This window comes from Rubricoccus marinus (genome assembly GCF_002257665.1).
In the GTDB taxonomy this organism is placed as follows: domain Bacteria; phylum Bacteroidota; class Rhodothermia; order Rhodothermales; family Rubricoccaceae; genus Rubricoccus; species Rubricoccus marinus.
On record NZ_MQWB01000001.1, the window covers coordinates 3,682,565 to 3,706,361 of the forward strand.

Below are 23,797 nucleotides of genomic sequence, written 5' to 3' on the forward strand. Positions count from 1 at the left end.
GCCGCCAGAGGCGGTAGGTTCGGTGCCTCCCTGCTACTACGCCGATGCTCGCTCGTCTTACTCTCGTCGTCCTTGTTCTGACCTCGTGCGCGCCCACGCCCGAGGCGCAGGTCTCGGCCACGCCGCCGCCGCTCCGTGCCGAGAACGGCATGGTGGTCAGCGCCGAGGTCAACGCGTCCACCGCGGGCGTCGAGATCCTGAAGGCCGGCGGCAACGCCGTGGACGCAGCGGTGGCCACAGGCTTCGCGCTGGCGGTGACGTTCCCCATCGCGGGCAACATCGGCGGCGGCGGCTTTATGGTCATCCGCATGCCCGATGGGACGGCGACGACCATCGACTACCGCGAGACGGCGCCCGCAGCTTCCACGCGCGACATGTTTCTGGACTCGACGGGGACGTACGTGCCAGAGCGGTCGCGGGTGGGCACCCTCGCCTCTGGCGTGCCGGGCGCGGTCGCGGGGCTCCTGATGGCGCACGAGCGCTACGGCAGCCTGCCTCTGGCGCAGGTGATGGCACCCGCAATCCGGCTGGCCGAGGGGTACGCGCTCTCGCGCGAGCAGGCCGAGCGCTTCAACGGCTACCGCCCGCGCTTCGAGACGTTTGCGAGCACGGCCAAGTATTTCGCGCCAGAGGCGGGCTTCGGCGCGGGCGAGACGTTTCGTCAGGGGGACCTCGCGGCGGTTCTCAAGCGCATCGCCGCCAGAGGCCGCGACGGGTTTTACCGTGGGGAGACGGCGGACCTGCTCGTGGCTGAGATGGAGCGCGGCGGCGGGCTCATCACGCACGCGGACCTCGCGGCGTACCGCGCCGTGGAGCGCGAGGCGGTCCGCGGGAGCTACCGCGGCTACGGCGTGATCTCGATGCCGCCGCCGTCCTCTGGCGGCGTGGCGCTCGTCCAACTCCTGCGCTCCGTCGAGCCGTACGACCTGCGCGCGATGGGCTTCAACTCGTCCGCTACGGTCCACCTCATGGCCGAGGCCATGCGCCGCGTCTACGCCGACCGCGCCGAGTGGCTGGGCGACCCGGACTTTACGCCCGTCCCCGTGAGCGGCCTCACAGGCGTGAACTACGTGCGCGAGCGGATGGCGGACTTCAACCCGTACCGCGCCGACACCAGCGCGACGGTGAGCTACGGCGTGCCTCTGGCGGGCGAGAGCGACGAGACGACGCACTACTCCGTCGTGGACGCGGGCGGCATGGCCGTCAGCACGACGACGACGCTCAACGGCGGCTACGGCTCCATGCTCGTGGTGGACGGCGCGGGGTTCTTCCTCAACAACGAGATGGACGACTTCGCGGCGGCGCCAGGCGTGCCCAACATGTTCGGGCTCGTGGGGACGGAGGCCAACGCGGTCGGCCCCGGTAAGCGGATGCTCTCGTCGATGACGCCGACGATCCTGGAGACGCCAGAGGGCGAGCTGTTCATGGTCATTGGTTCGCCCGGCGGCGCGCGCATCATCACGACCGTCTTCCAGGTCATTCTCAACGTGATCGACCACGAGATGCACATCCAGGCCGCCGTCGCGGCACCGCGCATCCACCACCAGTGGTTGCCCGACGTGCTCTACGCCGAGCGGCAGTCGCTCTCGGCCGACGTATTCATGGCCCTAGAGCAGCGCGGCTGGAGCGTCCGAGAAGGCGGCCGGTGGTCCCGCGCCGACGGCATCGTCGTCGCGGAGCAGGCCTCTGGCGTGGCGGACGATCCCTCGGGGCTGACCGAGGTGGAAACCGTGGTCCGCGCTCGGGTGCTGCTGGGCGGGGCGGATCCGCGCGGCGAGGACACGGCGGTAGGCTATTGAAAGAAGGGTGCGGGACGGATGGGGGCGCGGAAATCCTGGCCTCTGGCGCCAGAGGCCCGCGCCGTCCCGATCTTGCGGCACCCTTCGGCTTCGTCCTATGCGCTGGTCTCTGATCGTTCTCGTCGCGCTCGCCGCCTGCACGGACGAGCCTGCGCCGTCTCGCGCGCCCGTTGTCGCCTCGTCCGATGTGGCGCCTGATACGTCGGGCTCAGCGCTTCCAGGGGCGGTTGTGGGGCAGGCGCTCTACGTGCCGGCGTACTCCCATGTGTACTCCGGCAACCGCCAGCAGCCCGTCGATCTCACGGCCACGCTCAGCATCCGCAACACGGACGCCACCGCGCCGATCCGGCTCACGCGCATCCGCTACGCCGGCTCCGAAGGGCAGGTCATCCGCTCCTACCTGGAGGCGCCGCGCACGCTCGGGCCTCTGGCGTCGGCGGAGTTCGTGGTCAACGAGAACGACCGCGCGGGCGGCGCGGGCGCCAGCTTTATGGTGGAGTGGACGGCAGAGGGAGCGGTGTCCCAGCCCGTCGTGGAAGCCGTCATGATCAGCACCGCCTACCAGCAGGGGATCTCGTTCGTGACCGAGGGCCGCGTGGTGGAAAGCGTAGGGCTGTAGCGGCCTCTGGCGCCAGAGGCCGCTCGGTCCGCTTCTCTGGCGGCGCTCAGAACGCGACGCGGAGGCTCACGCGCACGCTGCGTCCGGGCGAGAGGATGCCGTACGGGCGGTACCGCGAGAGCGGGTCCACGTACGCCGCGTCGGTCAGGTTGTCCAGCGCTAGGACGGGCGTGATCGTGGCGCCAGAGGCCTGGAAGGCGGCACTCAGGCTCGCGTCCCACGTCGTGTACGCGTCGGTCGGGATCTCGCTGGGCAGCTCGGGGCGCGTCTGCGAAGCCGTAAACGTGGGGCCGAAGCGGACCTCCACGTCCCGCGCCGGTCCGATCCGCTCCGCGCTGTACTCCACCACGGTTTCGAGCCGCGCCGGCGGCACGAACGGCAGCGGTACGTCGGTGTCGAGGTTGTCACTGCGCGTGAGATCGCCCTGCAGGTGCACGCCCAAGCCGTGCAGCACGTGCGGGTGGATGTCCAACCGCACCTCGGCGCCGTACAGCCGCGCCTGCGCCTGGGTGAAGTCGAAGATCTCGAACCCGCTCTCGTCGTCGATCTCGCCAGAGGCCAGCGGGTAGATGTAGCCGTCGATGCGGTTGACGAACGCGGCGGCTTCGAGGTATACGTGCGGCGTGAAGTAGCGGACCGTCCCGTCGAGCGCGAGGCTGGCCTCTGGCGTGAGGTCCGCGTTGCCGCGCTCAAAGCGGAGCGTGCCTTCGTGGACGCCGTTGCCGAACAGCTCTTGCAGGACCGGCGCGCGGAAGGCCCGGCCCAGGTTGGCGGCAAACGAGAGGTCGGTCCGTGGCTGGTACGCCGCGCCGATCGCGCCCGTCAGTGCCGTGTACGAGCGCGTCTGGGCCTCTACGCCCAGGTCCGGCGCGCTGTCCACGTCTAGGCTTCTGGCGTCGAAGCGGAGCCCGGCGTCCAGCGTCACGCGCGAGAGGATCAACTGCTCTGCGACGTACACGGCGCCGTTGAGCGTCTGCCCGCCTGGGATCAGCGTTTCCTCCGCGAGGGTCTCGTTCGTCTGCGCCATCCCGCTCACGCCGATCGTGCCAAAGACGCGCCCGATCGGACGGTGGTGGAGGCGCGCGTCGAGCGTGCCCGTCGTGAGGCGGAGGGAGAGCTCGGCCTCGTCGGCCTCTTCGAACTCAAGGCGGCGGTTCTGCTGCGCCGCGCCGATGATCTCGATGCGGTCGCCAGAGGCCAGACGTGTCTCGCCGCGGAGCACGGCGCGGTCATGGCTCACGCGCTGGAACGGCGCGCCGATCTCGAACCGGCTCAGGTCTCCCAACTCGTCCGCCTCCTCCGGCTCGAAAAGGCCGAGCTGCTGCTCAAACCGGCCGAGCTCTGCCACAACCTCGCCTCTGGCGAAACGCCGCCCCGCGCGGGCCGAGAGCGTGAACTGCTCCTGCGCCGTGTTGGGAATCAGCGCCTGGGGGGTGCGGACCTGCCCCGCTCGGAGTCCGCCGACGCGTGCTTCGGCGCCCCAGTCGGCGCCAGAGGCTCCGGCGCGGAGTTGGCCAGCGGCGCTCTGCGCCATGCTCACGCCTGTCACCTGCGCCGTCGCGCCGAACGCGCCGAGGTCGAATAGGTCGTCCTGGACGGTCTGGATCACGCCGCCCAGCGCGTCCGACCCGTAGAGCAGGCTTGCCGGGCCGCGTACCACCTCGATGCCGTCCACGTCCGCGCCGCCGATCTCGGGGCCGTGCTCGTCGCCCCAGCCCTGGCCTTCTTGGCGCACGCCGTCGTTGACGATCAGCACGCGCTGCGCCGTCAGTCCGCGCACGACGGGCTTGGCGACGGCCGGGCCGGTCCGCAAGAGGCGCACGCCGGCCACGTCCTCAAGCGCGTCCATCGGAGAGCCCGTAGCCTCGCGCTGCAACTCCCGCGCGGTAATCACGGCGACGGACTGCGGCGTCGTGAGGATGTCCGACGCCCCGGAACGCGCCGTTACGGTGATCACGGGCGCTTCCACGGCCGAATCCTGCAGGGCGACGTCGTACACGGTCCCGCCGGAGGCTACCGTGACAGCTTCGGTGCGCGAGGTATAGCCTACAAAGGAGACCACCACCCGGTAGACGCCGGCGCCCGGAAGCGCAACGGTGTACCGCCCGTCGGCGTCGGTCGCGGCACCAGAGGCCAGTTGGGGGAGGAAAACGGTGGCGCCGGGAAGCGCCTCGCCGGTTTGGGCGTCGGTGACGCGTCCGGAGAGTGTTTGCGCGTGAGCGCCAGCGGCAAGACCGACGAGGGCGGCCGCGAGGAAAAAGCGGAGCATAGAAAACCACAGGGAGGCGGGGCGCACCGGGCGACCCACAGGGCATACAGGACACGAAGCCTCTGGCGCTCGGTATGGCGCTCGAGAGGCGTCAGGCCTGCACGGGTGGTCCTCTGGCGCCCTGCGTCGTAAGCGCGCCCGGGAGAAGCGCGAATGCTTCTCGGGTGTGCAACGTGCCGCTCGGCTCTGGCTCGGCCCCGTCGCTCCGCGCCATCGCGACCGCTCCAGAGGCGGCGGCGCACAGCACGCAGAGGAGGTGATCCGCCAGAGGCTCAGGGCAGGGCGGGACCACCTCGGTCCCGTGCGTGCTGGCGCCCGCGTGGTGATGATGCTCCGCCGTTGCGTGCCGCTCTCGTGTCTCCGCCGTTTCCTCCGCATGCGCCGCCCGGTGGACCACCGGCGCGACGGTCCCGCCCGTCGTCAGGACGGCGAGCAGCAGGAGCGCGATAAAGGAGCGGAAGCCGGACACAGATTCAAGCTACGGCGCCAGAGGCGGCGGCCCTGCTAGGCCTCTGGCGCCGGCACGGCGCGCGGCGTTGCGGGTGGGCCGTGTAACCGGCGGGAGGTGCAGCCGTAGGGCAGCGAGCACCTCACCCCCCGTCCCATGACCTTCGGCACCGTCACCTCTTACAGCTCCAAACGCAAAACCGGAACGGTTACCTGCGCCTCTGGCGCCGCCTTCCCGTTCTCGTCCGCCGAGCCGCTCGTCCTCGGGGAGAAGGTCAAGTTCTGCGCGATCGGCGGCATCGCCGGAGTGTACGCGATCCACGTGGAGTCCGTCTCACACTCCCATGCCGCCCGCCGCGCCACGCAGGCCCGCCGCCCGGTCTGGCTTCCCACGCGCGCGCCGCGCCTCGCGCTCGCGGCCTAGCACCGGCGCCAGAGGCCTCTGGCGAGAGCCCCAACGCACAACGCTCCCCCGACGCGAGTCAGGGGAGCGTTCGTGTGAGGTCCCGAGCGGATTTGAACCGCTGTAGCAGCTTTTGCAGAGCTGTGCCTAGCCACTCGGCCACGGGACCCGGTGCGCCGAAGATACGGCCTCGGCCGGCAGGATCGCGAGCCCGGCAGGACTCGAACCTGCGACATGCAACTTAGAAGGTTGCCGCTCTATCCAGCTGAGCTACGGGCCCAAGGCCTCTGGCGCCAGCGCGCAGGTCGCGCCAGAGGCGGTGTCGGGGTGGCCGGATTCGAACCGACGACTTCTCGCTCCCAAAGCGAGTGCTCTACCGGACTGAGCTACACCCCGAAGGTGTCGCCTCTGGCGTACCGCCAGAGGCGAGAGTCACTAGGCAGCCTTGGCGGCTTTCAGCTCGTCCTGCACCTGGTCGGCTTCGACCATGCGGGAGCGGAACTCGAACTCGCCGTTCTGCTTCTTCGCAGCGACGATGATCTTGGCCATCTGCTTCTGCGGGGCGCCGCCACGGTTGGTGCGCTGGTTCTTGGAGACCTTCTTGGCCATCGGAGTGGGGGTCTAGTGCGAGAGAGCTGCGGTGCCAGAGGGTACGCCTCTGGCGGGGGCGGCGCAGGTGCGCCGCGCGGCTACTTGATCTCGCGGTGGAGGGTGTGCTTGCGGAGCTTCGCGTTGTACTTCTTCAACTCCAGGCGCTGCGTGGTGTTGCGACGGTTCTTCGTCGTGGAGTACCGCGAGGTGCCGGGCGCCTCGGTGCACTCGAGGGTGACCTGGATGCGTGCGTCTTTGCCCTTTGCCATCGAATCGGGAGTCTAAATGCGCCAGAGGCGCGAGTTCGAGATCAGACGCGGACGCCCTGGGCGCGCGCTTCCTTCAGAACAGCGGTGATGCCGTTCTTGTTGATCGTCTTCAGCGTCTGCGCCGAGATCCGGAGGGTGACCCAGCGGTCCTCCTCAGGGATGTAGAACCGCTTCTTTTGGAGGTTCACGTTGAAACGCCGCCGCACCTTGTTGTGAGCGTGCGAGACGTGGTTGCCGGCCATCGGGCCCTTGCCCGTCAGTTGGTCCTTGCGTGCCATCGGATCGTCGGAGGGGGAGCCGGAGCTCCTGTTCGGTCGCAGAAAAACGCCCCACCGGAGCCGCTGGCGCGGATGGCGGGGCAGAGCCACGAAACCTACGGAGCCGGAGGGGCCAGCTCCAAGTGTTGAGCGCGTGGATCGTGTGAGACGCGGGCGAAGAACGAGAGGCTCCTGGCGCCAGAGGCGCCGCCCGCGAGGCCTCGCCAGAGGCTAAAAGATGCCCAACCGGAGCTGGACGACGTGGTTACGGCGTCCGAGCTGCCCCAGCGTCCGCCCGTCTTCCACGCCGTAGGTGGCGTAGTCGATCTGGAGGTACTTGAGGTCCAGGCCGACGCCTGCGGTGGGGTACCCCTGCGCGAGCCCGGCCCGGAGGTTCATGAATCCCGCCAGACGCGCCTGCGCGCCGAGGCGTACGCCCGCCTCTGGGCCCTGGTCGAATTCGCTCGTAGAGCCGCTGATCCAGTCCGCCGAGACGGCGAGGTCGTTGAGGGGCGACGCGGCGGGCAGGCCGATGGTGTAGGCCGCGCCCATGCGGAGGACCGGGGTCGCCGAGCGGGCTGCGAAGCGCGCTTCCAAGCCTGCGATCTCGGCCGGGTCGTCTGCAGGCTCAGGCTCGTCCTCTGGCGTCGAGATGGCCCAGGACTCGCTGTAGGTCAGGTCCCCGACGCCTCCGATGTTGCTGACCGCCATGCCGAGGTTCAGGCCAGGAAGCAGGAAGTCCTCGCTGACGACGCCCGCGCTAAGCGCGATGCCTTCGCCTTTCAGGAGGTACAGCTTCTCATCGTCCGGCTCCAACTGGTCCACGAAGTCGGCTTTGGCGCTTACACGGCGCTGCACGTAGGCCGCGCTCACGCCGATGGAGAGCGGGAAGTCCGGCAGGTCCATCGCGGCGACGACCGGCACGACGAAGTCGGCCTGCGAGTACGCGTCTAGAAACGGCACGCCGACGCCTCCGCGGTTCACCTTGGCTCGCGAGCGCACGTTTCCAAAGGCGCCGACGCCGATCGCCAGAGGCCCCGCGCCGAACTGGACGGAGAGGGCCTCGGCGGTCGCGTCGAGCGTTTTCTGGTTCCGCCCGACCTCCAACGCCTCGTCGTAGAGCGCGCGGAGGCGGTCCGGGTCGGTGTCGTTGATGGTGTCCAGGCCTTCTTCGAGCGCCGGTCCGAAATCGTCGCGGTAGAACGTGTAGGCCTCCCACGCGTCGCCGCCAATACCCGCTTGGGCGCCGACAACCGTGAGACGGAAGCCATCCAAGCTGGCGAGGTGCGCCGGGTTGGAAAAGAAAGACGTCTCTGCCCGCGGGACTGCGGTCACGGCGTCCCCCATCGCGAGGGCCGTGATCTCCGGGACGTCAACGGCCGCGTCCTGCGACATCGCGCCAAACCGGTACTGGGCCGAGGCCTCTGGCGTGGCGGCGGCCAGGGCGAGAAGAGATAGAGCGAGCGCGCGCATAAAGCCGGTGGTGGGGAAGTGCGCCTCTGGCGCCAGAGGCGATCAGGTGCCGGTGCAGTAGGGCGCGAGGTCGTCGCGGAACTCCTGGTACACGTCGAGGACGAGCCCGACGAGCTCGGTGGAAACGTCGCCGGCGTCGAGGACTTCGGTGCGGAGGTCGATGGAGACGAGCGCTTCGCCGAAGTCCGCGATGGCGTCCTCTGAGAAGTCGCGGAGTGCGGTTTCGTCCATGTTGCGCGGGCAGATGCCGAGCGTTTCGTCGGAGAGCCTGTACCAGTCGGTCTGGGTGTTGAGGTCCTCGGTGATAAAGCCGTAGGTCTTCAGCACGAGCGAGACCGCGTTCATGGCGAGCGCAGACGCGATGTGATCGTCGGTGAGCTCGGGGTCGACGGCGCGGAGGGCGCCGATGGCGGCCGCCCGGTCGTAGTTGAGCTCGCCGTCTACGATGCCGTTGCAGAGGAAATCGGCGGGGCGGACCACGTCGTTGATGACGGGGTCGAGCAGTTCGAGAACGCGAGTCGCGACGGGCGCGCGGACGAGGTAGTCGTCGTAGCCGTCAAAGTCCCGGGGGTCGAACGCCTCGGCGTCGGGATCGTCGGCGTAGGGGCACGTCCCGGCTTTCTGGGGGGCGAAAGCGGCGCCAGAGGCTCCGGTCAGGCCGCCAGCAGACACTTCGCGAGAGAAGGTCCGCGCGATCTCGTCCAGGTTGGCGATCCCGAGGTCTGCCTGCTCGAACAGGGCGGCCGCGAGCTCGATGCGGAGAACGGCGCTCGTCGGGTCGTTCGCGAAGCCCTCTTCGTACAGCTCGACGGCGCGGTTGATGTCGCCGGCTTGCCGCGCGATCCGGGCGTCAGCGAGGAGGTCGTCTGGGTTGCTTGGGAACGACGTGCTCTGGTCGCAAGCCGAGAGCGTCAGGGCAAAAGCAAGGGCGACCAGGAAGGCAGGGAAACGCATAGTGGCGGAGAGTCGAGAAGCGCGCGGCGTGCGGACAGGGCACGGTCCCACCGGGTATCGGCACGTGGGACGCCGTGGTTAATCCCGCGCCGCTCTTTTGTATGTGGAAGCACATGTGAGCGGACTCTTTCAACCTACTCTACGGCAGCTTTCCGGGCTAGCAAGATCCCCCATCCGAAGGTGTGGCTTTCCTGAGGATCGTCCGCCAGAGGCCTCTGGCGATGGGGAGCGTGCTCCACCGTGCGGTTAGGCGCCCTCCTGAACGGCCCGCGCGGGCTCGGTCTGCGCCGCTCGCGTAGCGGGGTACAGCGCCGCGAGGGCGCACATCGTGATGGACACCAGGACGACCACGGCCACGTCGAACGGCCGCACAGCGACGGGGTAGCTGTCGATCACGAACGAGCCCGCCTCCGCCAAAGGCACGAGCTCGAAAGTGCCCTGCACCCAGCAGATCAGAAGGCCCACCGCAAGGCCGATCCCGGTCCCGATGCCGCCGACGAGCATGCCTTCCAAGAGGAAGATGCGGCGGATGTCCTTCCGGCTCGCGCCCATCGCCTGAAGCACGCCCAGATCGCGACGTTTCTCGATCACGGTCATGGTCAGCGCGCCGACGATGTTGAACGCGGCCACGACGACGATGAGCACGAGAATGGCGCTTGCGGCCCACTTCTCCAGCCGCATCACGCCGTAGAGCGACGCTTGAAGGTCGTACCACGTGAGCACGCTGAACTGCTCGGGGTCCAGCCTCTGGCGCAAGAGGTCCTGGACGGCCGCGGCGTCATCCAAGTCCGTCAGGCGGAGGTCAATGCCGCTGACGCGGCCGGCCATACGGAACAGGCGTTGGCCTTCTTCCAGGCCCACAAAGACGTGGCTCTCGTCGTAGGCAGGCTCCAATTCGTAGATGCCGCGCACGTCGAAGCCCTGCTGGGACGGCAAGCCGAACGGGTACGCCACGAGCGCGCGCTCCAGGGCGGGTGCGGAAAGGAGCGAGACCTCGGTCCCGGCCGTCGCCACGTCGCCTTCGGGCGTGGCTTGCGTTCCCGCCTGCACGCCGGAGCGCGCCGCGAGCGAGGCGCCCATCACGAGCCCAGGCGGCCCCTCGCGCCGGGCCAGGTCGAAGGCGCCTTGCCGGATGGCGCCCGCCGTGGCGGAGTCCAGCGCGGCCGGGTCCACGCCGCGAACGGTCACGACCTGGTTGAGCGCCGGGGCCTCTGGCGCGGTCAGCAGCGCCTTGCCCTCCACGTACGGCGTGGCGGAGACGACGCCCTCGACGCCAGAGGCGAGCTCGACGAGCCCTTCGGGGTCCTCCAAGCCGCGTCCGCCCACGGCTTCGATGCGGACGTGCGGGTCCACGCTCACGAGCAGGTCTCGCACGACGTCGTAAAACCCGTTCATCACGCTCAGCACCACGACCAGCGCGGCCACGCCCAGCGCCACGCCGCCGATGCTGATGCCGCTGATGACCGAAATCAGCGTGACGCGACGGCGGGTCGCGAGGTAGCGGCGGGCGATGAGGAGGCGGTAGTCCACGAGAAGCGGGGCGGGGAACGGAAGATCGCGGTTGGCGGAGCCTCTGGCGTCAGAAGCTTCGGCGCGGGGAGTGGCCGCTGGCGCCAGAGGCCGGGACCAGGCTTCCGTGCCAGAGGCTTGGGCGCGCTGTTGGGACCGACGAACGCGCACGAACCGCTCTATCCTGTGCCATGCGCTCTCTGCTCGCTCTCGCCCTCCTCCTTGCCGCCGCTGCTAGCGGCGCCCAGCCGCTGCCCCTGGCGGACGCGGACACGACCGCTGCACGCTTCGGGAGCAGTACGGCCTTGGTCATCCGGCTGGACGAGTACGGCTTCGGGCTCGGCGGCGCCACGCGCGCGCGGCTGACGGACGACCTCTCTCTGACGTTCGAGGCGGCGGTCGGCTCGGGCAAGGACACGCGCGAGCAGCAGTTCTTTTTCGGCTCCTTCGGCGATTCCGTGACGCCGTTCAAGCGCAACTACGCGCTGCTCGTGCCGCTGCACCTCGGGCTGGAGCAGCGGCTGTTTCGCCGCAGCGTAGAGGACAACTTCCGCCCGTTCGTGACGGCCTCTGGCGGGCCCGTGATGGCGTTCCAGTGGCCCTACTTCGAGGACGTGAACGGCGACGGCATCTTGGATGAGGGGGAAGAGCTGCAAGGCGCCTTCCGCGGCATCCCCGACGGTGAGATCCGCGTGGGCGTCGGCGCGAACGCGGCACTCGGCGCCTACTTCGGGCGGAGCGAAAAGCGGACGCAGGGGCTCCGCTTCGGCATCATCGCGCACTACTTCCCGGCCGAGGTGGACCTGCTGGAGCCGCGGCCCGAGGTGGAGGACCCCTCCCGGCAGTGGTTTATCACGCCGGTGGTCAGCTTCCACCTCGTGCGGCTAATCGGCGGGTAGCCTCTGGCATCAGAGGCTACGGCAGCGCGCGGATCTCGACGGCGCGCGCGTTGTTGGGGTCCAGGTCCAGCGCGGACGCGGCGGCGGCCGAGAGCTCCATCAGGTACGCTTGGCTGACCGGGCCGCGGTCGGCCACGCGCACGAACGTGCTGCGGCCGTTGGCGGGGTTGGTCACCAGCAGGATGGTCCCGAACGGGAGATCGCGGTGCGAGGCTGTGAACTGGAGCGGGTCGTAGGCCTCGCCAGAGGCCGTCGGGCGGCCCTGCATCACGTCGGGGAAGACGAGCGCGAGGCCGGCATCCATCGCGGGCGGGAGCTCGGCGCGGACGGCGCGGGCGGGGTCCACGGCGCGAGGCAGGACGAGCATCGTGCCGGGCACCAGCGGCGCCGTCGTCACGGCGTTCTGCGCGATCAGCGCGTCCATCGAGAAGCCGTAGCTGGACGCGATGGAGTACAGCGTTTCGCCGGGCTCGGTGAAGTGCACCATGTCGGCCGGGACCGTAGTGCGCTGGATGTCCCAGTCGCGCGCCCGCGCGATGGGCGCAGGCTGCGTTGCGCCGCCCGTGGAGGGACGCCCGCCGCCGCGCGTGACCACGAGCCGCTGGCCGACCTCGATCTGGTCGCCCTGGATGTTGTTGAGCTGCCGCAGCGCCTCCACCGTGGTGTCGTAGCGGAGCGCGATGCGGAACAGCGACTCGCCTGCCACGACGGTGTGCGTCGTCCCGCCAGAGGCCGCTGGTGCCTGCGTGGGTCGGCCCGTGGGCACGCGCGGGGCTTCCACGCGTGGCTCGGGGCGCGGCGTTACGGGCGCCTCAGGCTGGCGTGGTTCGGGCTGCCGTGGCTCCGGCTGCCGGGGCGTCTGCGCGGCGCCTCTGGCGGGGAGCCGGAGCCGCTGGCCCACGCGGATGGTGTCGGAGTCCAGGCTGTTGAACGCCTTGAGCTCGGCGACGCTCATGCCCGCGTCAGTCGCGATGCGGTAGAGCGTCTCGCCGGGCTGGACCACGTGGACGCGGGAATCCTGGGCGGCGGCCTCTGGCGCCACACCAGAGGCCGCGAGGAAAAGGGCGGCGAAGAGAAGGAGACGGATCATTCGAAGCCGAGGCCCTCGGCCTCCAGAAGGGCGCTCTGCAACTCGGCGCGCGCGTGGAGGTCGTTCGCGCGCGTCGCCTCCGCGATGCCTTCGCGGTAGGTGCGCAGGGCGTCGTCCTCGCGGCCGAGGTGCGCGTATAGCGCGCCCAGGTGGTAATAGGTCCCCACGTAAGCGGGGTGATCGCGGACGAGGCCTTCGAAAAAGGCCAGCGACGTGGAGGCGTCTCCGGCTTTGAGGTGCTCCTGCGCGAGGGCGAACCGCGTGAACGGGTCGTCGGGGTCCTCCTCGTAGAAAGCAGTCAGGGCCGCAAGACGGTCCATGCAACGTCGGCGATAGCGTGGGGCAAGATAACGGGGCATCCCCGCGAGACCGTGTGCGCCTCTGGCGAGGTGCGCGCGAAGGCTCGGGCGCCAGAGGCGCACGGCGCTACCAGCCGCCGCCCGCGCCGCCGCCGCCGAAGCCGCCGCCGCCAAACCCTCCGAATCCGCCTCCTCCACCGCCGCCGAGAATCCCTCCCAGACCGCTGCCACCGCCGCCGAAGCCGCCGCCAAACCCGCCGGAGTAGCCCCCGCCTGGGATAAAGATGACGCCCGGACTGCGGCGCCGGCGTCCGCCTCCGCCCCCACCAGGCGGCGGTCCCGGCCGGCCTCGGCTCTTGGAGGCCAGGATCACGAACACGAGGAAGATGAGCAGCACCAAGAACAGCGAGGCCCCCATGCCCTCGCCAGAGGCGACCGGCTGGTTGGAGTAGTCGCGCGTGTACTCGCCGCTGAGCGCTGCGATGATGGCGTTTGTGCCCTCGTCCAGGCCGGCGTAGAACTGTCCCTGGCGGAACCGAGGCGAGATCACGTTGCGGATGATCTGCCCCGCGAGCGCGTCTGGAAGTGCGCCCTCGGCCCCATAGCCCGTCGCGATGTAGATCTCGCGGTCGTTCAGCGCCACGAGCAAGACCACGCCGTTGTCTTCAGCGGCCGTGCCCACGCCCCACGCGCGGCCCAGCGCCGTCGCGTACTCGTTCATGTCCGCCCCGCCCACGGTCGGCACAACGGCGACCGCGATCTGGGCCGTGGAGGAGTCCCCGAACGCCATGATCTTGCGTCCCAGCGCCATCCGTTCCGACGGCGAGAGCACGCCTGCGAAGTCGCCCACCGGTGCGTCCCGAGGGACCGGCGGCAGGTCGAAGCGCTGCGCCGCCGCGCCAGAGGCGAGGGCAAACAGCAAGGCGAGCAGGAGTGAGACGCGCACGGGAAGCGGGAGGCGGCCTCTGGCGTCGGCGCGGGGGCCGCGCCAGAGGCTCGCGGGAAGGGGGACGCCTCTGGCGCTAGTCGAAGCTCACGTCGGGCGCGTTCTCGGCGCCGGCCTCAGCCTCGAAAGGCACCTTGCGGTCGAAGCCGGTAAAGCCGGCGACGATGTTCGTCGGGAAGGTGCGGACCTCGCGGTTGTAGTCCGCCACCGCAGCGTTGTAGTCGCGCCGCTGCGTGTTGATGCGGTTTTCCGTGCCTTCGAGCTGCACCTGGAGATCGCGGAAGGACTCGGTCGCGCCGAGCTCCGGGTAGTCCTCGCGGACGAGGTTGATGAGAGAGCCGGTGGCCGCGTTGAGTGCGCCCTGCGCGTTGAGGAATTCCTGAACGCGGGCCTCGTTGTTGAGGTCGTCGCCGTCGAGCGTGATGTTGGCGGCGCGGGTGCGCGCCTCGGTCACGGCCGTGAGCGTTTCCTGCTCGAAGTCCGCAGCGCCCTGGACGGTCGCCACGAGGTTCGGGATGAGATCGGCGCGGCGCTGATACGTCGCTTCGAGGTTGCTCCACTCCTGCTCTACGTTGGTGTCCGCGGAGACGAGCGAGTTGTACGTCCCGCATCCGGCGCAGCCTGCGAAGGCCACGACGAGGACGAGGACGAGAATGATGATGGCGCCAGTGCTGCGCATATCGACGGGGGGTGAGAGGGTTCGCACGATACGGACGTGCGGCCCGGTGTTGCGTTCCACGCGCTTCTGGCGGAGCGGGCCCGGGGCTTCTGGCGCGGAGGCCGAGCTCGCCAGAGGCGCATAAAAAAGGCCGGCCCCGCATGAGCAGGGCCGGCCGGGATCCGTCGCCGGAGGCCGAAGCCTCTGGCGCCAGAGGCTAGAACGTGTAGCGGATGCCCAGCTGGAGCTGCCAGCGCGAGCTGAGAGCCGTCGAGCTGAAGATGTCCGTGCGGTCCACCTCTCCGTCACCGTTGTTGTCGCGGGTGTTCGGGGCGTACCCGACGACCGGCTTGCCAACATCGCCAGCGGCGATGGTCTGGCCTGCGATGGTCGTGCCCACGTCGTCGGCGTCGACGTAGCCGTAGAAGTTGAGCAGCGTCTGGTTGTCGTTCGACCGGAAGTAAACCCGGCCCCAGTCGTTGTTCAGCAGGTTGAGCACGTTGAGGAGGTTCGCCGTCAGCTCTACCTTCTGGCCCTGAACCGTCTGGATCTCCTGCGTGAACTGGAGGTCGAGCAGGTTCTGCCATGGGGTGCGGGCCGTGTTGCGCTCTGCAACCGTGCCACGGTTGTCGGCGAGCGACGGCTCGCTCTGGATAAAGGCGTCGAGGTCGCTGTAGTTGCCCGTCGTGAGGATGATGTCATCCTCAGAGGCCGGGATGTACACGAGGTCGTTGAACGACTGCGTGTCGCCGTTGGCGTTGCCCGCGTAGATCCACGAGAACGGGTTGCCCGCGCGGCTGTCGAGGATCAACCCGAAGCTGGACGCGAACCGACCGCCGTACTCCGCACGGTAGAACATCGTACCGAGGACGCGGTGGCGAACCTCGAAGTCTGCCGTGCCGACTTCGGCGTTGTTCACGTCGAAGTTCTCGTTGAACTGCCAGTTGGAGATGGCGCGGGACGAGGTCCCGTTGTTCACCGAGGTCGCGCGGCCGTAGGTGTACGAGAGCGAGCCGCTGAGGCCGCCGAGCACCGTTCCGTCGTTGAGCGCGTCGCGGCGGAGCTGGCCCGTCACGTTGTACTCGTACCCCTCGCTCGTATTGCGGAGCAGGAGGGCGTTCGTGAACCGGTCGTCGTCGCGGTTGGTCGAGCCGTTGAGCGTCCGGCTCGTGCTGCCTGCGAAGGCGGCGTCGCCGTAGATCGGGCGTCCCTCGAACGAAGTGCCGGTCTGGATGATGTTGAGGTTCGTGTAGTCGATGTCGTTGATCGCCTTCGAGTAGATGCCCTCAACCGTCGCCACGAAACCGCCAGCGAGCTGCTGGTCGATCGCGAGGTTCGTCCGCCAGACCTGGGGGAACTTGAAGTCCTCGTCGGTCAGGTTGATCTCAGCCGTCTGCCCGGTCGGGAGCTGCGCAGCCGTTTCGGCCTGCGACTCCGGGTCCGCGCTCGGGTTGAACTCAATGTCCGGGTTGCGGACGTCGATGCGAGCGAAGTCGACACCAGTGTTGGAGTACTGGTTCGAGATCCACACGTACGGCGTGCGGCCTGCGAAGAGGCCGGTTCCACCGCGGAGCTGCGTCGAGCGAGCCTCGTTGACGGCGTAGTTGAAGCCGAGGCGCGGCGAGAACAGGAAGTTGCCGCTCGGCACCTCGTCGGTGCGGAGGCCGAAGGCTTCCTCAGACGCCGGGTTGTTCAGCGGGTCGCTCGGGAAGACCGGGAGGTCCACACGGAGGCCGCCCGTGAGGCGCAGCAGCGGCGTTGCCTGGAACTCGTCCTGGACGTACGCGCCGAGCTGAGCGGCCGAGAACTCGGCGCGCGGCTGCGGGTCGTCCAGCAGCGACGTGCTCAGGTAGTAGCGGCTTGGATCGCCAGAGGCGAAGTCCTCGATGGAATCGAACACGTAGCCACCGTAGAAGTCCTGAATGAACAGGTTATTGAACCGGAAGAACTGGTTCGACGTGCCGAGTGTGACGGTGTGGTCGCCCTTGTACAGGGTGAGGTTGTTCGTGAACTCGATCAGGTCCTGGTCCAGGGAGTTGGCCTGGCTGAAGCGGTCGATCCCGAGGTACACGTTGCTCGTCTCGCCTCCCCGCTGGTCCACAATCTGGACGTAAGGGAACGGCTGAGCCTGCACGTCGCGGCTGTCACGAACGCCCGTGTAAACGAGGCGGGCCTCGTTGAAGGCGCTATTGCCAAGCTGGCTCCGGAGTTCGGCGACCGTCGAGAGCGTGTTGCTGTTGAACTGGTACAGGCGGTTCGAGAAGTCGAAGTTGTTTACGCTCCGCGAGATGCCCGCGTCGTCCTGAGCGTCTACGTAGCTCGCACGGAGGCTGAGGCGGTTGGCGTCATTCAGCACCCAGTCCAGCTTGCCGAGGAGCTTGATGTTGCTCGTTCCGTCGGTAAACGCGTCGGTCGTGCCGGCGTCGTAGTTGTACCGGTCCTGCGCGATGGTGCGGATGCTATCCAGCGCGCTCGTCGGCAGCTGGAAGATGGTCGCAGCGCCGGAGCCGATGACACCTGCGTTGAGCGGGGTCGCCTGATCCTGATACTCGACGTTCGCGAAGAAGAACACCTTGTCGCGAACGATGGGGCCTCCGAGGGTGCCGACGAAGTACTGGTCGGTGAAGTCGCCGAGGCGCTGGTCGGTAAACGTGCCGTCCGACTGGCGGACGGGGAGCGCGCCCGCGAGGTCCTGGTTCCGGCCGAGGTAGCGGACGGAGCCCGAGAACTCGTTGGTGCCGCTGCGCGTGATCGCGTTGATGAGACCGCCCGTGAAGCCGCTGTAGCGAACGTCGTACGGTGCGATGTCAACATTGAACGCCTCAATAGCGTCGAGCGAGATCGGCTGCGCGCCGGCCTGGCCGCCTGGAGCGCCCGTGCCGGAGAGACCGAACACGTCGTTCAGCGTCGCACCGTCGATCTGGATGTTGTTGTAGCGGTTGTTCCGGCCTGCGACCGTGGTCTGGTCGGATGACCCTCCACCGGCCTGAGGCGTCAGGCGGGCGATGTCAGCCAGAGAGCGGCTGATCGTCGGGGTCTGGTCGATCTCCTCTCTCCCGATGACAGTGCGCGCGCCGGTGCGGCTCGCGCTGAGGACGGCGTCCTCTTCAGCCGTCACCTCAATCGAGCCCAGCTCTCCGATGTCCTCCCGGAGCACGAAATCGAGCGTCAGGCTCTGGCCCAGCGTCGTCTGGATTCCAGTCTGGGTGACATCCGTGTATCCAACAAACGTCGCGGTAACCGTGTACGGGCCGCCGACGCGGAGACCGCGGAGGTTGTACTGACCGTCGATCCGCGTTGCGCCACCATAGCGCGTGCCCGAAGGCTCGTGGACGGCGACGACGTTCGCGCCAGGAATCGGATCGCCGTTGGCGTCCGTAATCGTGCCGCTCATCGCGGCACTCGTGGTACCCTGCGCGAAGGCGGGGCCGCTGGCGAAGGCGAGCAACGCCACAAGGGCGAGGAGCCAACGCTGGGTAGCGTGAAACATGGGAGGGTAGGGTAGGTGGAGTCCTATGGAGAAGCTGCGCGGCCGAGGAGGTCCCAGACGCGGAAGTTGGGCCGAAGCTAGGCGTCCTGATTGGGCGCTTCGTGAAGCCGAAAGGGAGTCACATTTGGTTCATCTAGGGGACGCCCTGATGCCCCGCCAGAGGGGAGCGTCGCCTCTGGCGAACCAGGATTTCATGCAATAGCTGTCCGTAACGAGCGCTCGCCCACCCGCCCCAAAACAGAGCGAGGGCGGCCCTCTCGGACCGCCCTCGCGACGTCGACAAGCCTCTGGCGCCAGAGGCTACTCGAAGTCCGTGTTCAGGCGGAAGCGGCTGATCCGGTTGTTGCCCGTGTCTGCCACGTACACGATCCGGTTGTAGTACGCCACGCCCTGCGGGTTGGAGAACTGGAGCGGGCCGCTGCCCGTGCCGCCGAACGAGACGCGGACCGGGAGCGAGGAGTCCGCGCCCGGTGGCGGCGCCACGCCCTCGATGCCCGCCTGGTTGAACACGAACAGGCTGTCCTTGCCCGCGTCCAGCACGAAGAGGTAGCCCGTCTGGTCGGCGGCGTAGCCGAGCGAGGAGACGCGGGAGAACTGCCCAGCCTCGAAAAGCGCGCCGTCACCGGCGTCCGGGTTGCCCGCCGCGCCGAGGCGCTGGCTATCCACGCGGTACTCGATGCCGTCGGTCGTCTCCACGACCTTGACCGAGACGACGCCGTAGGTCGGCGAGGCGAAGGCCTCTGGCGGGGACTGGGCGATCAGGAAGTCCGGGTTGAGCGAGACGCTCGCGCGTTGCGGCGGGCCCACAAACGTGAGCACGTCGGACGGGTAGTAGGCGCTCAGCAGGCTCGGGCGGTCCGGCGAGAGCGCGCGGATGTACTGCACGTAGTCGCCAGAGGCCGTGTACTGCAGGAAAGCGTTGAACGGGCTGAACGTCTGGCTCGGGCGGCCTGTGGCCGTGGTGTTGACCGGACCGCTGCGCGTGATGTACACGCTGTTGTCCGCCAGAGGCGAGACGCCCGTAAACACGGCGTCCTCGTCGCTCGTGCCGCCGGCGTAGGTGTCGGGAAGCTCGAAGCGAGTGAGGCGGCGGCTGCCGTCATCGAACGGGTGCCAGAGGATGTCCACCACGCGTGGCGCGCCGACCGTCAGGCCGCGGATGCGGTACACGACGGCGAGATCGCACTGCTCGGGGTTGCCTCCAGAGGGGCAGTCCGCGCCCGCCACGGTCGTATCGCGCCGGGCGGCGACGTAGACGTCCAGGCGGCGGTCCTGCGTCACGGCCGTGATGTCGCGCAGCGGCTGGCCCAGCACTTCGGTCAGCAACTCGCGCGGGCGTCCGGCGAGGTCCAGCACGTGGAGGCCCTTGGCGTCGGCGACGTAGACGAACTCGTCGTAGCCGACGTAGACATCCACGGGGCGGTCAAAGGCGCCGTCCAGTCCCTGGGAGTAGGAGGGGTTGAGCGGGACGTAGCCCACGTCGTCCGCGAGCGTCGGATCGGTCTGACCCTGCTCGAAGATCTCCTCGGTCGTGCTGTCGCCCTTCGAGCCGAAAAGGGCGTCGCAGCCCTGGAGGATGGGGGCAGCGGCCAGTAGGCAGTAGCAGAAAAGGCGCGGGACTGTCATCGTAGAGGGGTGTGGCCGGTTACGCCAGAAGCGAGCAGACGGTAGGGGCGTATTGCATACGCCTACTTTCGGAGAGGGAGGCCTCTGGCGCCAGAGGCAGAATCGCGAGAGCAGAAAAGCGCCACCAGAGGCGGAAATCGGAGCGGCCTCTGGCGCCGGGTCTAGCCCCCGCTGGCCACTCCCTACTGGCCCTAAAACGAAGCGGTGACGCCGATGCGGTGCGTGGAGCCGAGGCGGTCGAGCTGGGTGTAGCCGTAGTCGGCGTGGACCTCGCGGTCGCCCAAGCCGGGCACGTTGATGCCGAAGCCGAAGGAGGGCAGGTTGGCTTCGTCGGCGCCGAAGGCGTAGCCGGTGCGCAGCGCCAGGAGCCCGCCGAAGACGTACTCCGCGCCGAGGTTGAACTGCTCGGCGTTGTCGTTGGGGTTGGTGAGCTGGCCCGAGACCGTCAGCGCGTGGTCCGCGGTGCGCATCACGTCGTAGCTGAGCCCCAGCAGGAAGGTGGTCGGCGGCACGAGGTCCTCGAACTCGTCCTCGATCACCGGGTCGCCTTCGACCGTCGTGCGCGGCAGGTCGCCAGAGGCCACACCGTTGAGGCCGAAGTTGCGGATCGCGATGCCGATGTTGGCGCCGGTGTCGCCCACCTTGTACGCCACGCCGAGGTCGACGAGGCCGGCGGTCATCGCCACGTCGGCGGCGCTCTCGCGGACGACCTTGGCCGTTACGCCGTAGGAGAACAGGTCCGTGAGCGCCTGGCTGACGGTCAAACCGCCCACGATGCCGACGTACGAGAACGTCTCGCCGGTTCCAGACGGGCCGGAGAACTCGTCGGTCACGGTCATGTCGCCGGAGTCCAGAGCCTGCACGTGTGCGCCGACGGTAAAGGCGCCCACCTTCTGCGTCAGCGCGGCGTAGCTCATGCTCACGTCGGCGTAGTAGTTCAGCCGCGCGAGCGCGAGCTGCGTGTCGGCGCCTCTGGCGGAGAGCGCCGGGTTCCAGAACAGCGCGCTGGCGTCGTCGGCGGTGGCGACGGCCGTGCCGCCGAGCGCGGCGCCGCGGGGGTCGACCGTGACCTCCAGGAACTGGAAGCCGGAGGTGCCCGCGCGGTCGCTACCGTAGGACGGGAGCAGCTGTGCGCTCGCGCCAGAGGCCACGAGCAGCAGCGCCGCGAGCAGCGCCAGAGGCCGGGAGAGGGAGGGGGAGAATCGGGTCATGGATGCGGGATCCGCAGGCGGAGCGCCAGAGGCCTCTGGCGAGGCCGGTGTGCGCTAGAACTTGTAGCTCAGGCCGAAGACGACGTGCCGGGGCGCGAGGTAGCGGGCGGGGTTGAGCGGCGGGAGGCCGCTCGTGTCGGGGTCCTCGTAGCGCGGGTCGCGGACGGTCCCGGTGACGTCATAGTCCGGGTTGCCACGGAGCGCGGTGAAGTCCGTCGTCTCGTCCACCTCGGGGTAGGCGCGGCCCGTCACGGGGTTGATGATGACGCCGTTCTTCTGGTTGAAGAGGTTCTCCACCTCCAGCGTGAAGACGACGTCGCTGCCGGCGACCGCGAAGCGGCGCTCGGCGCGGAGGTCGAACCACCACCACGGCTTGCCGCTCTCGGAGAAGCGGAGCGCGGGGTCGTCCACGGTCTCGTAGATCGGGCGCCAGTCGCGCTCGCCGGTGAACGGATTGCGCTCGTTGCCGATAAACTCGACGGGCGTGTAGCGCTGCCCGCTGCGGAAGGTGCTCTGGAGGAACAGCTTGGCGCGGTTCAACCCAGGGATCCCGAGCCACGGGCGGTCCTCGTCATGGCTGAGCGTGAGCGAGCCCTTGATGTCCAGCGGGCGGTCCCACGCCAGAGGCGTCTCGAACGTGTTGTCCACGTTGCCTGTCCGGATGAGGTCATCCAGCGCGTCGTTGTTGGTGGAGCTCAGGCCTGTGGCCCGGGAGTAGCTCGCGTTGAGTTGGCCCTGGAACCAAGAGCCGATGCGCTTGATGTAGGACGCCTCGATGCCGCGGACGCGGGCGAAATCACCGTTGACGCGGAGCGCGCGGTTGGTCTCACGGCCCGTCGGGTCGATGATCGTGGCGCGGGCGACGGTGATGAAGTCGTACTTGTCGCGCCAGAAGGCCGTCACGCTCAGCGCGTCGTTCTGCGTGATCTGGTTGCGGATGCCGAGCTCGTAGGCCACGTCCACCTCGGGGTTGAGGTTGGGGTTACCGAGGTCGGAGAAGAAGGAGCGGTCCTGGTAGAACGGGTCCAGGTTGGCGTACACGAACGTCGGGTGCGCCTGCTGCATGGAGTGGCCGTAAGAGAAGAACAGCACCTGGTTCTCACGGACGGGGAAGCTCACCGAGAGCTTGGGCAGGAAGCGGCCCTTCCAGCGCAGCCCGAGCGCGCTCGTGGTCTCGTCCAGGTACGCCTCGCGGAGCGGCGCCGGGATCGTAAAGGCCTCGCTCTCCACGAGGTTGTCCACGTACTCGCCAGCGGCCCACGTTTCGACGCGCGCGCCGAGTGTGGCGATGAGGCCGTTGTAGCGGATCCGGTGCGAGGTGTAGAAGGCGCCCTTGCGCGGCTTCACGCGCCAGATGTCCGCCGACTGGCCCAGGCGGTTGGACTGCGAGACCGTCCCGTCCGGAAGCGTGATCGGCGCGCCGACCCACGGGCGCACGATGTCGATCCACTGGTAGTCGTTGAACGACGCCTCCAGGCCGGCGGTGAACTCGTAGTTGGTGTCCTTGGAGAAGCGGGTGTACTCGCCTCTGGCGGTGATCTGCTCCGCGAAGTGATCGTGCCAGTCCGTAGCGACGCCGCCGTTGTTGAAGAAGCCCGGCCCAGGGAGGACGAACAGCGTCGTATCCGAGGGGAGGCTGCCGAGGTCCGGGTTGCCGAAGATGGTCCCGGGGTAGCCCGGGATGGAGGACGGGTCGAGCTCTGTGTCCACGTTCTCCGGGCGCCAGTCGCGGCCGTTGGCGTCGGCGCGGAGCTGGGTGAACAGGCGCGAGACCTGGATCTCGTAGATGGACTGCGGGGTGTTGGCGTGCGTCCACAGCAGGTAGCTCAGGTTCGAGTTCTGCGTGTACGTGTTCGCGAGGTCCGGCTGCTGCGCGAAGGCGTACTGGAAGCCCGGCGCGACGACCGCGTCGTTGCCGGTCACCTGCAGGCTGCGAGTGTCCTGGTTGATGCCGAGCGAGCGCTGGTAGGAGCCCACGAGCTTCATGCCCGAGCGCGGCAGGAAGACCAGCTTGCCCAGCCCGTTCCAGCGGTTGCTGCGGCGGGGGGCCCAGAAGTCGCTCTGCACGACCGAGGACTCCAACTGGTCCGGCACGAAGCCCTGGAAGCCATCCTGGAAGTTGGACTGGCCGGAGACGAAGAACCGCAGGCGGTCCGGCACGATGGGGCCGGCGACCGAGAGCTCGTAGTTCTCCTCGTTGAAGGTGCTCGCCCAGTCGTCGTTAAAGCCGGCGTTGTCCCGTTGGACCGCGATGCCGACCTCGAACTCGTCCGAACCCTCGCGCGTGCGGACCTGGATCACGCCAGAGGTGGAGCCGCCTACGCTGGCGTCGGAGCCGGTCGTGTTGACCTCCACCTCGCCGAGCGAGTTGGAGCCCAGGTCGAGCCCGAAGCCCGTTCCCGCCAGAGGATCCTTCGCGTTGACGCCGTCCACGACGTAGCCGGTCTCGTTTGCGCGGCCGCCGCGGATGTAGAGGCCCGTCGGGTCCTGAAAGACGCCGGCCTGGTTGCTCACCACGTCCTGCACGTCGCGCACGGGACGCGCGGCGATCTCCTCGGCGCTCACGAAGTAGGCGCTCTGTGCCTGCTCCACGTCGATCAGCGGGCGCTCACCGATCACGACGACCTCTTGGTCGGCGTCCAGCGAGGCCTCCGCAAGCTCGACGTCCAGCCGCGTCGTCTCGCCGTTTCGGACGGAGATGCCGGTGAACTCCAGGGTCTGGTAGCCCACGTACGACACGCGCACGGTGTAGTCGCCCGCGCGGAGGTCCCCGATGGAGAACTCGCCGTCGAGGTCCGTCGCGGCACCGCGCGTGGTGCCGATCACGAGCACGTTGACGCCGATCAGCGTCTCGTCGTTGGACGCGTCGGTAACGGTCCCGGCGAGGGTGCCCTGCGCGGAGGCCTCTGGCGCGAGCGCGAGGAGGAACACCGTGAGGGCAGCGAGGAGGAGCAGGCGCGGAGTCATAGAGCGAGAGACAGAATCTCA

20 protein-coding genes and 3 tRNA genes are annotated in these 23,797 nt (G+C 68.6%); 4 read left to right on the top strand and 19 right to left on the bottom strand.

The window, feature by feature from the left end:
• The first annotated feature begins 44 nt into the window (after positions 1-44).
• A complete protein-coding gene (gene ggt, locus BSZ36_RS15670; protein WP_094550632.1) occupies positions 45-1,799 on the top strand; it encodes a gamma-glutamyltransferase in 1,755 nt (584 codons plus the stop codon).
• A 97-nt stretch (positions 1,800-1,896) separates the two neighbouring features.
• The gene (locus tag BSZ36_RS15675; protein ID WP_094550634.1) at positions 1,897-2,418 is read left to right on the top strand and encodes a DUF3124 domain-containing protein; all 522 of its coding nucleotides are present in this window, start codon (positions 1,897-1,899) and stop codon (positions 2,416-2,418) included.
• 46 nt (positions 2,419-2,464) lie between these two features.
• Here the strand turns inward: BSZ36_RS15675 and BSZ36_RS15680 are convergent, their stop codons facing one another.
• Positions 2,465-4,687, bottom strand: coding sequence for a TonB-dependent receptor (locus BSZ36_RS15680; protein ID WP_179271224.1), 2,223 nt, complete (start codon positions 4,685-4,687; stop codon positions 2,465-2,467).
• 91 nt (positions 4,688-4,778) lie between these two features.
• Entirely contained in the window at positions 4,779-5,156 is a 378-nt protein-coding gene (locus BSZ36_RS19525) for a hypothetical protein (RefSeq protein WP_179271225.1), read from the bottom strand.
• Positions 5,157-5,291: 135 nt separating this feature from the next.
• On the opposite strand from BSZ36_RS19525, the gene BSZ36_RS15685 reads away from it, so the two are divergent.
• Positions 5,292-5,558: a hypothetical protein gene (locus tag BSZ36_RS15685; protein WP_094550638.1), complete on the top strand. Its 267-nt coding sequence runs from the start codon at positions 5,292-5,294 to the stop codon at positions 5,556-5,558.
• Positions 5,559-5,635: 77 nt separating this feature from the next.
• Here the strand turns inward: BSZ36_RS15685 and BSZ36_RS15690 are convergent.
• From BSZ36_RS15690 to BSZ36_RS15725, 9 genes are all read right to left on the bottom strand, one after another.
• Positions 5,636-5,706: transfer RNA gene (locus tag BSZ36_RS15690), tRNA-Cys, on the bottom strand.
• A gap of 37 nt (positions 5,707-5,743) precedes the next feature.
• Positions 5,744-5,817: transfer RNA gene (locus BSZ36_RS15695), tRNA-Arg, on the bottom strand.
• Positions 5,818-5,859: 42 nt separating this feature from the next.
• Positions 5,860-5,933 (bottom strand) — tRNA-Pro (locus BSZ36_RS15700).
• A gap of 39 nt (positions 5,934-5,972) precedes the next feature.
• Positions 5,973-6,146, bottom strand: a complete 174-nt coding sequence (locus BSZ36_RS19055) for a DUF4295 family protein (RefSeq protein WP_143536932.1) — start codon at positions 6,144-6,146, stop codon at positions 5,973-5,975.
• A gap of 80 nt (positions 6,147-6,226) precedes the next feature.
• The gene (rpmG, locus tag BSZ36_RS15705) at positions 6,227-6,397 is read right to left on the bottom strand and encodes a 50S ribosomal protein L33 (protein WP_094550640.1); all 171 of its coding nucleotides are present in this window, start codon (positions 6,395-6,397) and stop codon (positions 6,227-6,229) included.
• A gap of 41 nt (positions 6,398-6,438) precedes the next feature.
• Complete coding sequence (rpmB, locus tag BSZ36_RS15710) at positions 6,439-6,675, bottom strand: 50S ribosomal protein L28 (RefSeq protein ID WP_094550642.1); 237 nt, start codon at positions 6,673-6,675, stop codon at positions 6,439-6,441.
• 210 nt (positions 6,676-6,885) lie between these two features.
• Positions 6,886-8,127, bottom strand: a complete 1,242-nt coding sequence (locus tag BSZ36_RS15715; RefSeq protein WP_094550644.1) for a hypothetical protein — start codon at positions 8,125-8,127, stop codon at positions 6,886-6,888.
• 42 nt (positions 8,128-8,169) lie between these two features.
• Positions 8,170-9,081, bottom strand: a complete 912-nt coding sequence (locus BSZ36_RS15720) for an outer membrane protein assembly factor BamD (protein ID WP_094550646.1) — start codon at positions 9,079-9,081, stop codon at positions 8,170-8,172.
• 246 nt (positions 9,082-9,327) lie between these two features.
• Positions 9,328-10,761, bottom strand: coding sequence for an ABC transporter permease (locus BSZ36_RS15725; RefSeq protein WP_218827710.1), 1,434 nt, complete (start codon positions 10,759-10,761; stop codon positions 9,328-9,330).
• A 20-nt stretch (positions 10,762-10,781) separates the two neighbouring features.
• On the opposite strand from BSZ36_RS15725, the gene BSZ36_RS15730 reads away from it, so the two are divergent.
• Complete coding sequence (locus BSZ36_RS15730; protein ID WP_094550650.1) at positions 10,782-11,489, top strand: hypothetical protein; 708 nt, start codon at positions 10,782-10,784, stop codon at positions 11,487-11,489.
• Between the two features lie 16 nt (positions 11,490-11,505).
• Here the strand turns inward: BSZ36_RS15730 and BSZ36_RS15735 are convergent, their stop codons facing one another.
• From BSZ36_RS15735 to BSZ36_RS15770, 8 genes are all read right to left on the bottom strand, one after another.
• Positions 11,506-12,579, bottom strand: a complete 1,074-nt coding sequence (locus BSZ36_RS15735; RefSeq protein ID WP_094550652.1) for a LysM peptidoglycan-binding domain-containing protein — start codon at positions 12,577-12,579, stop codon at positions 11,506-11,508.
• On the bottom strand, positions 12,576-12,899 hold the full coding sequence (locus BSZ36_RS15740) for a tetratricopeptide repeat protein (RefSeq protein ID WP_094550654.1): 324 nt from the start codon (positions 12,897-12,899) through the stop codon (positions 12,576-12,578). Before BSZ36_RS15740 ends, BSZ36_RS15735 begins: the two co-directional genes overlap by 4 nt.
• Before the next feature lie 106 nt (positions 12,900-13,005).
• Positions 13,006-13,824, bottom strand: coding sequence for a TPM domain-containing protein (locus BSZ36_RS15745; RefSeq protein ID WP_094550656.1), 819 nt, complete (start codon positions 13,822-13,824; stop codon positions 13,006-13,008).
• Positions 13,825-13,900: 76 nt separating this feature from the next.
• On the bottom strand, positions 13,901-14,503 hold the full coding sequence (locus tag BSZ36_RS15750; RefSeq protein WP_094550658.1) for a LemA family protein: 603 nt from the start codon (positions 14,501-14,503) through the stop codon (positions 13,901-13,903).
• A 196-nt stretch (positions 14,504-14,699) separates the two neighbouring features.
• Positions 14,700-17,972, bottom strand: a complete 3,273-nt coding sequence (locus BSZ36_RS15755) for a TonB-dependent receptor (protein WP_094550660.1) — start codon at positions 17,970-17,972, stop codon at positions 14,700-14,702.
• 300 nt (positions 17,973-18,272) lie between these two features.
• The gene (locus BSZ36_RS15760; RefSeq protein ID WP_094550663.1) at positions 18,273-19,598 is read right to left on the bottom strand and encodes an NHL repeat-containing protein; all 1,326 of its coding nucleotides are present in this window, start codon (positions 19,596-19,598) and stop codon (positions 18,273-18,275) included.
• Between the two features lie 191 nt (positions 19,599-19,789).
• Positions 19,790-20,809, bottom strand: a complete 1,020-nt coding sequence (locus BSZ36_RS15765; RefSeq protein ID WP_094550665.1) for a PorV/PorQ family protein — start codon at positions 20,807-20,809, stop codon at positions 19,790-19,792.
• A gap of 54 nt (positions 20,810-20,863) precedes the next feature.
• On the bottom strand, positions 20,864-23,776 hold the full coding sequence (locus BSZ36_RS15770; protein WP_094550667.1) for a TonB-dependent receptor: 2,913 nt from the start codon (positions 23,774-23,776) through the stop codon (positions 20,864-20,866).
• Between the last annotated feature and the right edge of the window lie 21 nt (positions 23,777-23,797).

What these genes read in the sequence shown, in the direction of transcription:
- ggt (WP_094550632.1), top strand. Translation starts at nt 45, where the DNA reads ATGCTCGCTCGTCTTACTCTCGTCGTCCTTGTTCTGACCTCGTGCGCG.
- rpmB (WP_094550642.1), bottom strand. Translation starts at nt 6,675, where the DNA reads ATGGCACGCAAGGACCAACTGACGGGCAAGGGCCCGATGGCCGGCAAC.
- BSZ36_RS19055 (WP_143536932.1), bottom strand. Translation starts at nt 6,146, where the DNA reads ATGGCCAAGAAGGTCTCCAAGAACCAGCGCACCAACCGTGGCGGCGCC.
- BSZ36_RS15715 (WP_094550644.1), bottom strand. Translation starts at nt 8,127, where the DNA reads ATGCGCGCGCTCGCTCTATCTCTTCTCGCCCTGGCCGCCGCCACGCCA.
- BSZ36_RS15735 (WP_094550652.1), bottom strand. Translation starts at nt 12,579, where the DNA reads ATGATCCGTCTCCTTCTCTTCGCCGCCCTTTTCCTCGCGGCCTCTGGT.
- BSZ36_RS15770 (WP_094550667.1), bottom strand. Translation starts at nt 23,776, where the DNA reads ATGACTCCGCGCCTGCTCCTCCTCGCTGCCCTCACGGTGTTCCTCCTC.
- BSZ36_RS15680 (WP_179271224.1), bottom strand. Translation starts at nt 4,687, where the DNA reads ATGCTCCGCTTTTTCCTCGCGGCCGCCCTCGTCGGTCTTGCCGCTGGC.
- BSZ36_RS15740 (WP_094550654.1), bottom strand. Translation starts at nt 12,899, where the DNA reads ATGGACCGTCTTGCGGCCCTGACTGCTTTCTACGAGGAGGACCCCGAC.
- BSZ36_RS15765 (WP_094550665.1), bottom strand. Translation starts at nt 20,809, where the DNA reads ATGACCCGATTCTCCCCCTCCCTCTCCCGGCCTCTGGCGCTGCTCGCG.
- BSZ36_RS15730 (WP_094550650.1), top strand. Translation starts at nt 10,782, where the DNA reads ATGCGCTCTCTGCTCGCTCTCGCCCTCCTCCTTGCCGCCGCTGCTAGC.
- BSZ36_RS15755 (WP_094550660.1), bottom strand. Translation starts at nt 17,972, where the DNA reads ATGTTTCACGCTACCCAGCGTTGGCTCCTCGCCCTTGTGGCGTTGCTC.
- BSZ36_RS15675 (WP_094550634.1), top strand. Translation starts at nt 1,897, where the DNA reads ATGCGCTGGTCTCTGATCGTTCTCGTCGCGCTCGCCGCCTGCACGGAC.
- rpmG (WP_094550640.1), bottom strand. Translation starts at nt 6,397, where the DNA reads ATGGCAAAGGGCAAAGACGCACGCATCCAGGTCACCCTCGAGTGCACC.
- BSZ36_RS15750 (WP_094550658.1), bottom strand. Translation starts at nt 14,503, where the DNA reads ATGCGCAGCACTGGCGCCATCATCATTCTCGTCCTCGTCCTCGTCGTG.
- BSZ36_RS15685 (WP_094550638.1), top strand. Translation starts at nt 5,292, where the DNA reads ATGACCTTCGGCACCGTCACCTCTTACAGCTCCAAACGCAAAACCGGA.
- BSZ36_RS15760 (WP_094550663.1), bottom strand. Translation starts at nt 19,598, where the DNA reads ATGACAGTCCCGCGCCTTTTCTGCTACTGCCTACTGGCCGCTGCCCCC.
- BSZ36_RS15720 (WP_094550646.1), bottom strand. Translation starts at nt 9,081, where the DNA reads ATGCGTTTCCCTGCCTTCCTGGTCGCCCTTGCTTTTGCCCTGACGCTC.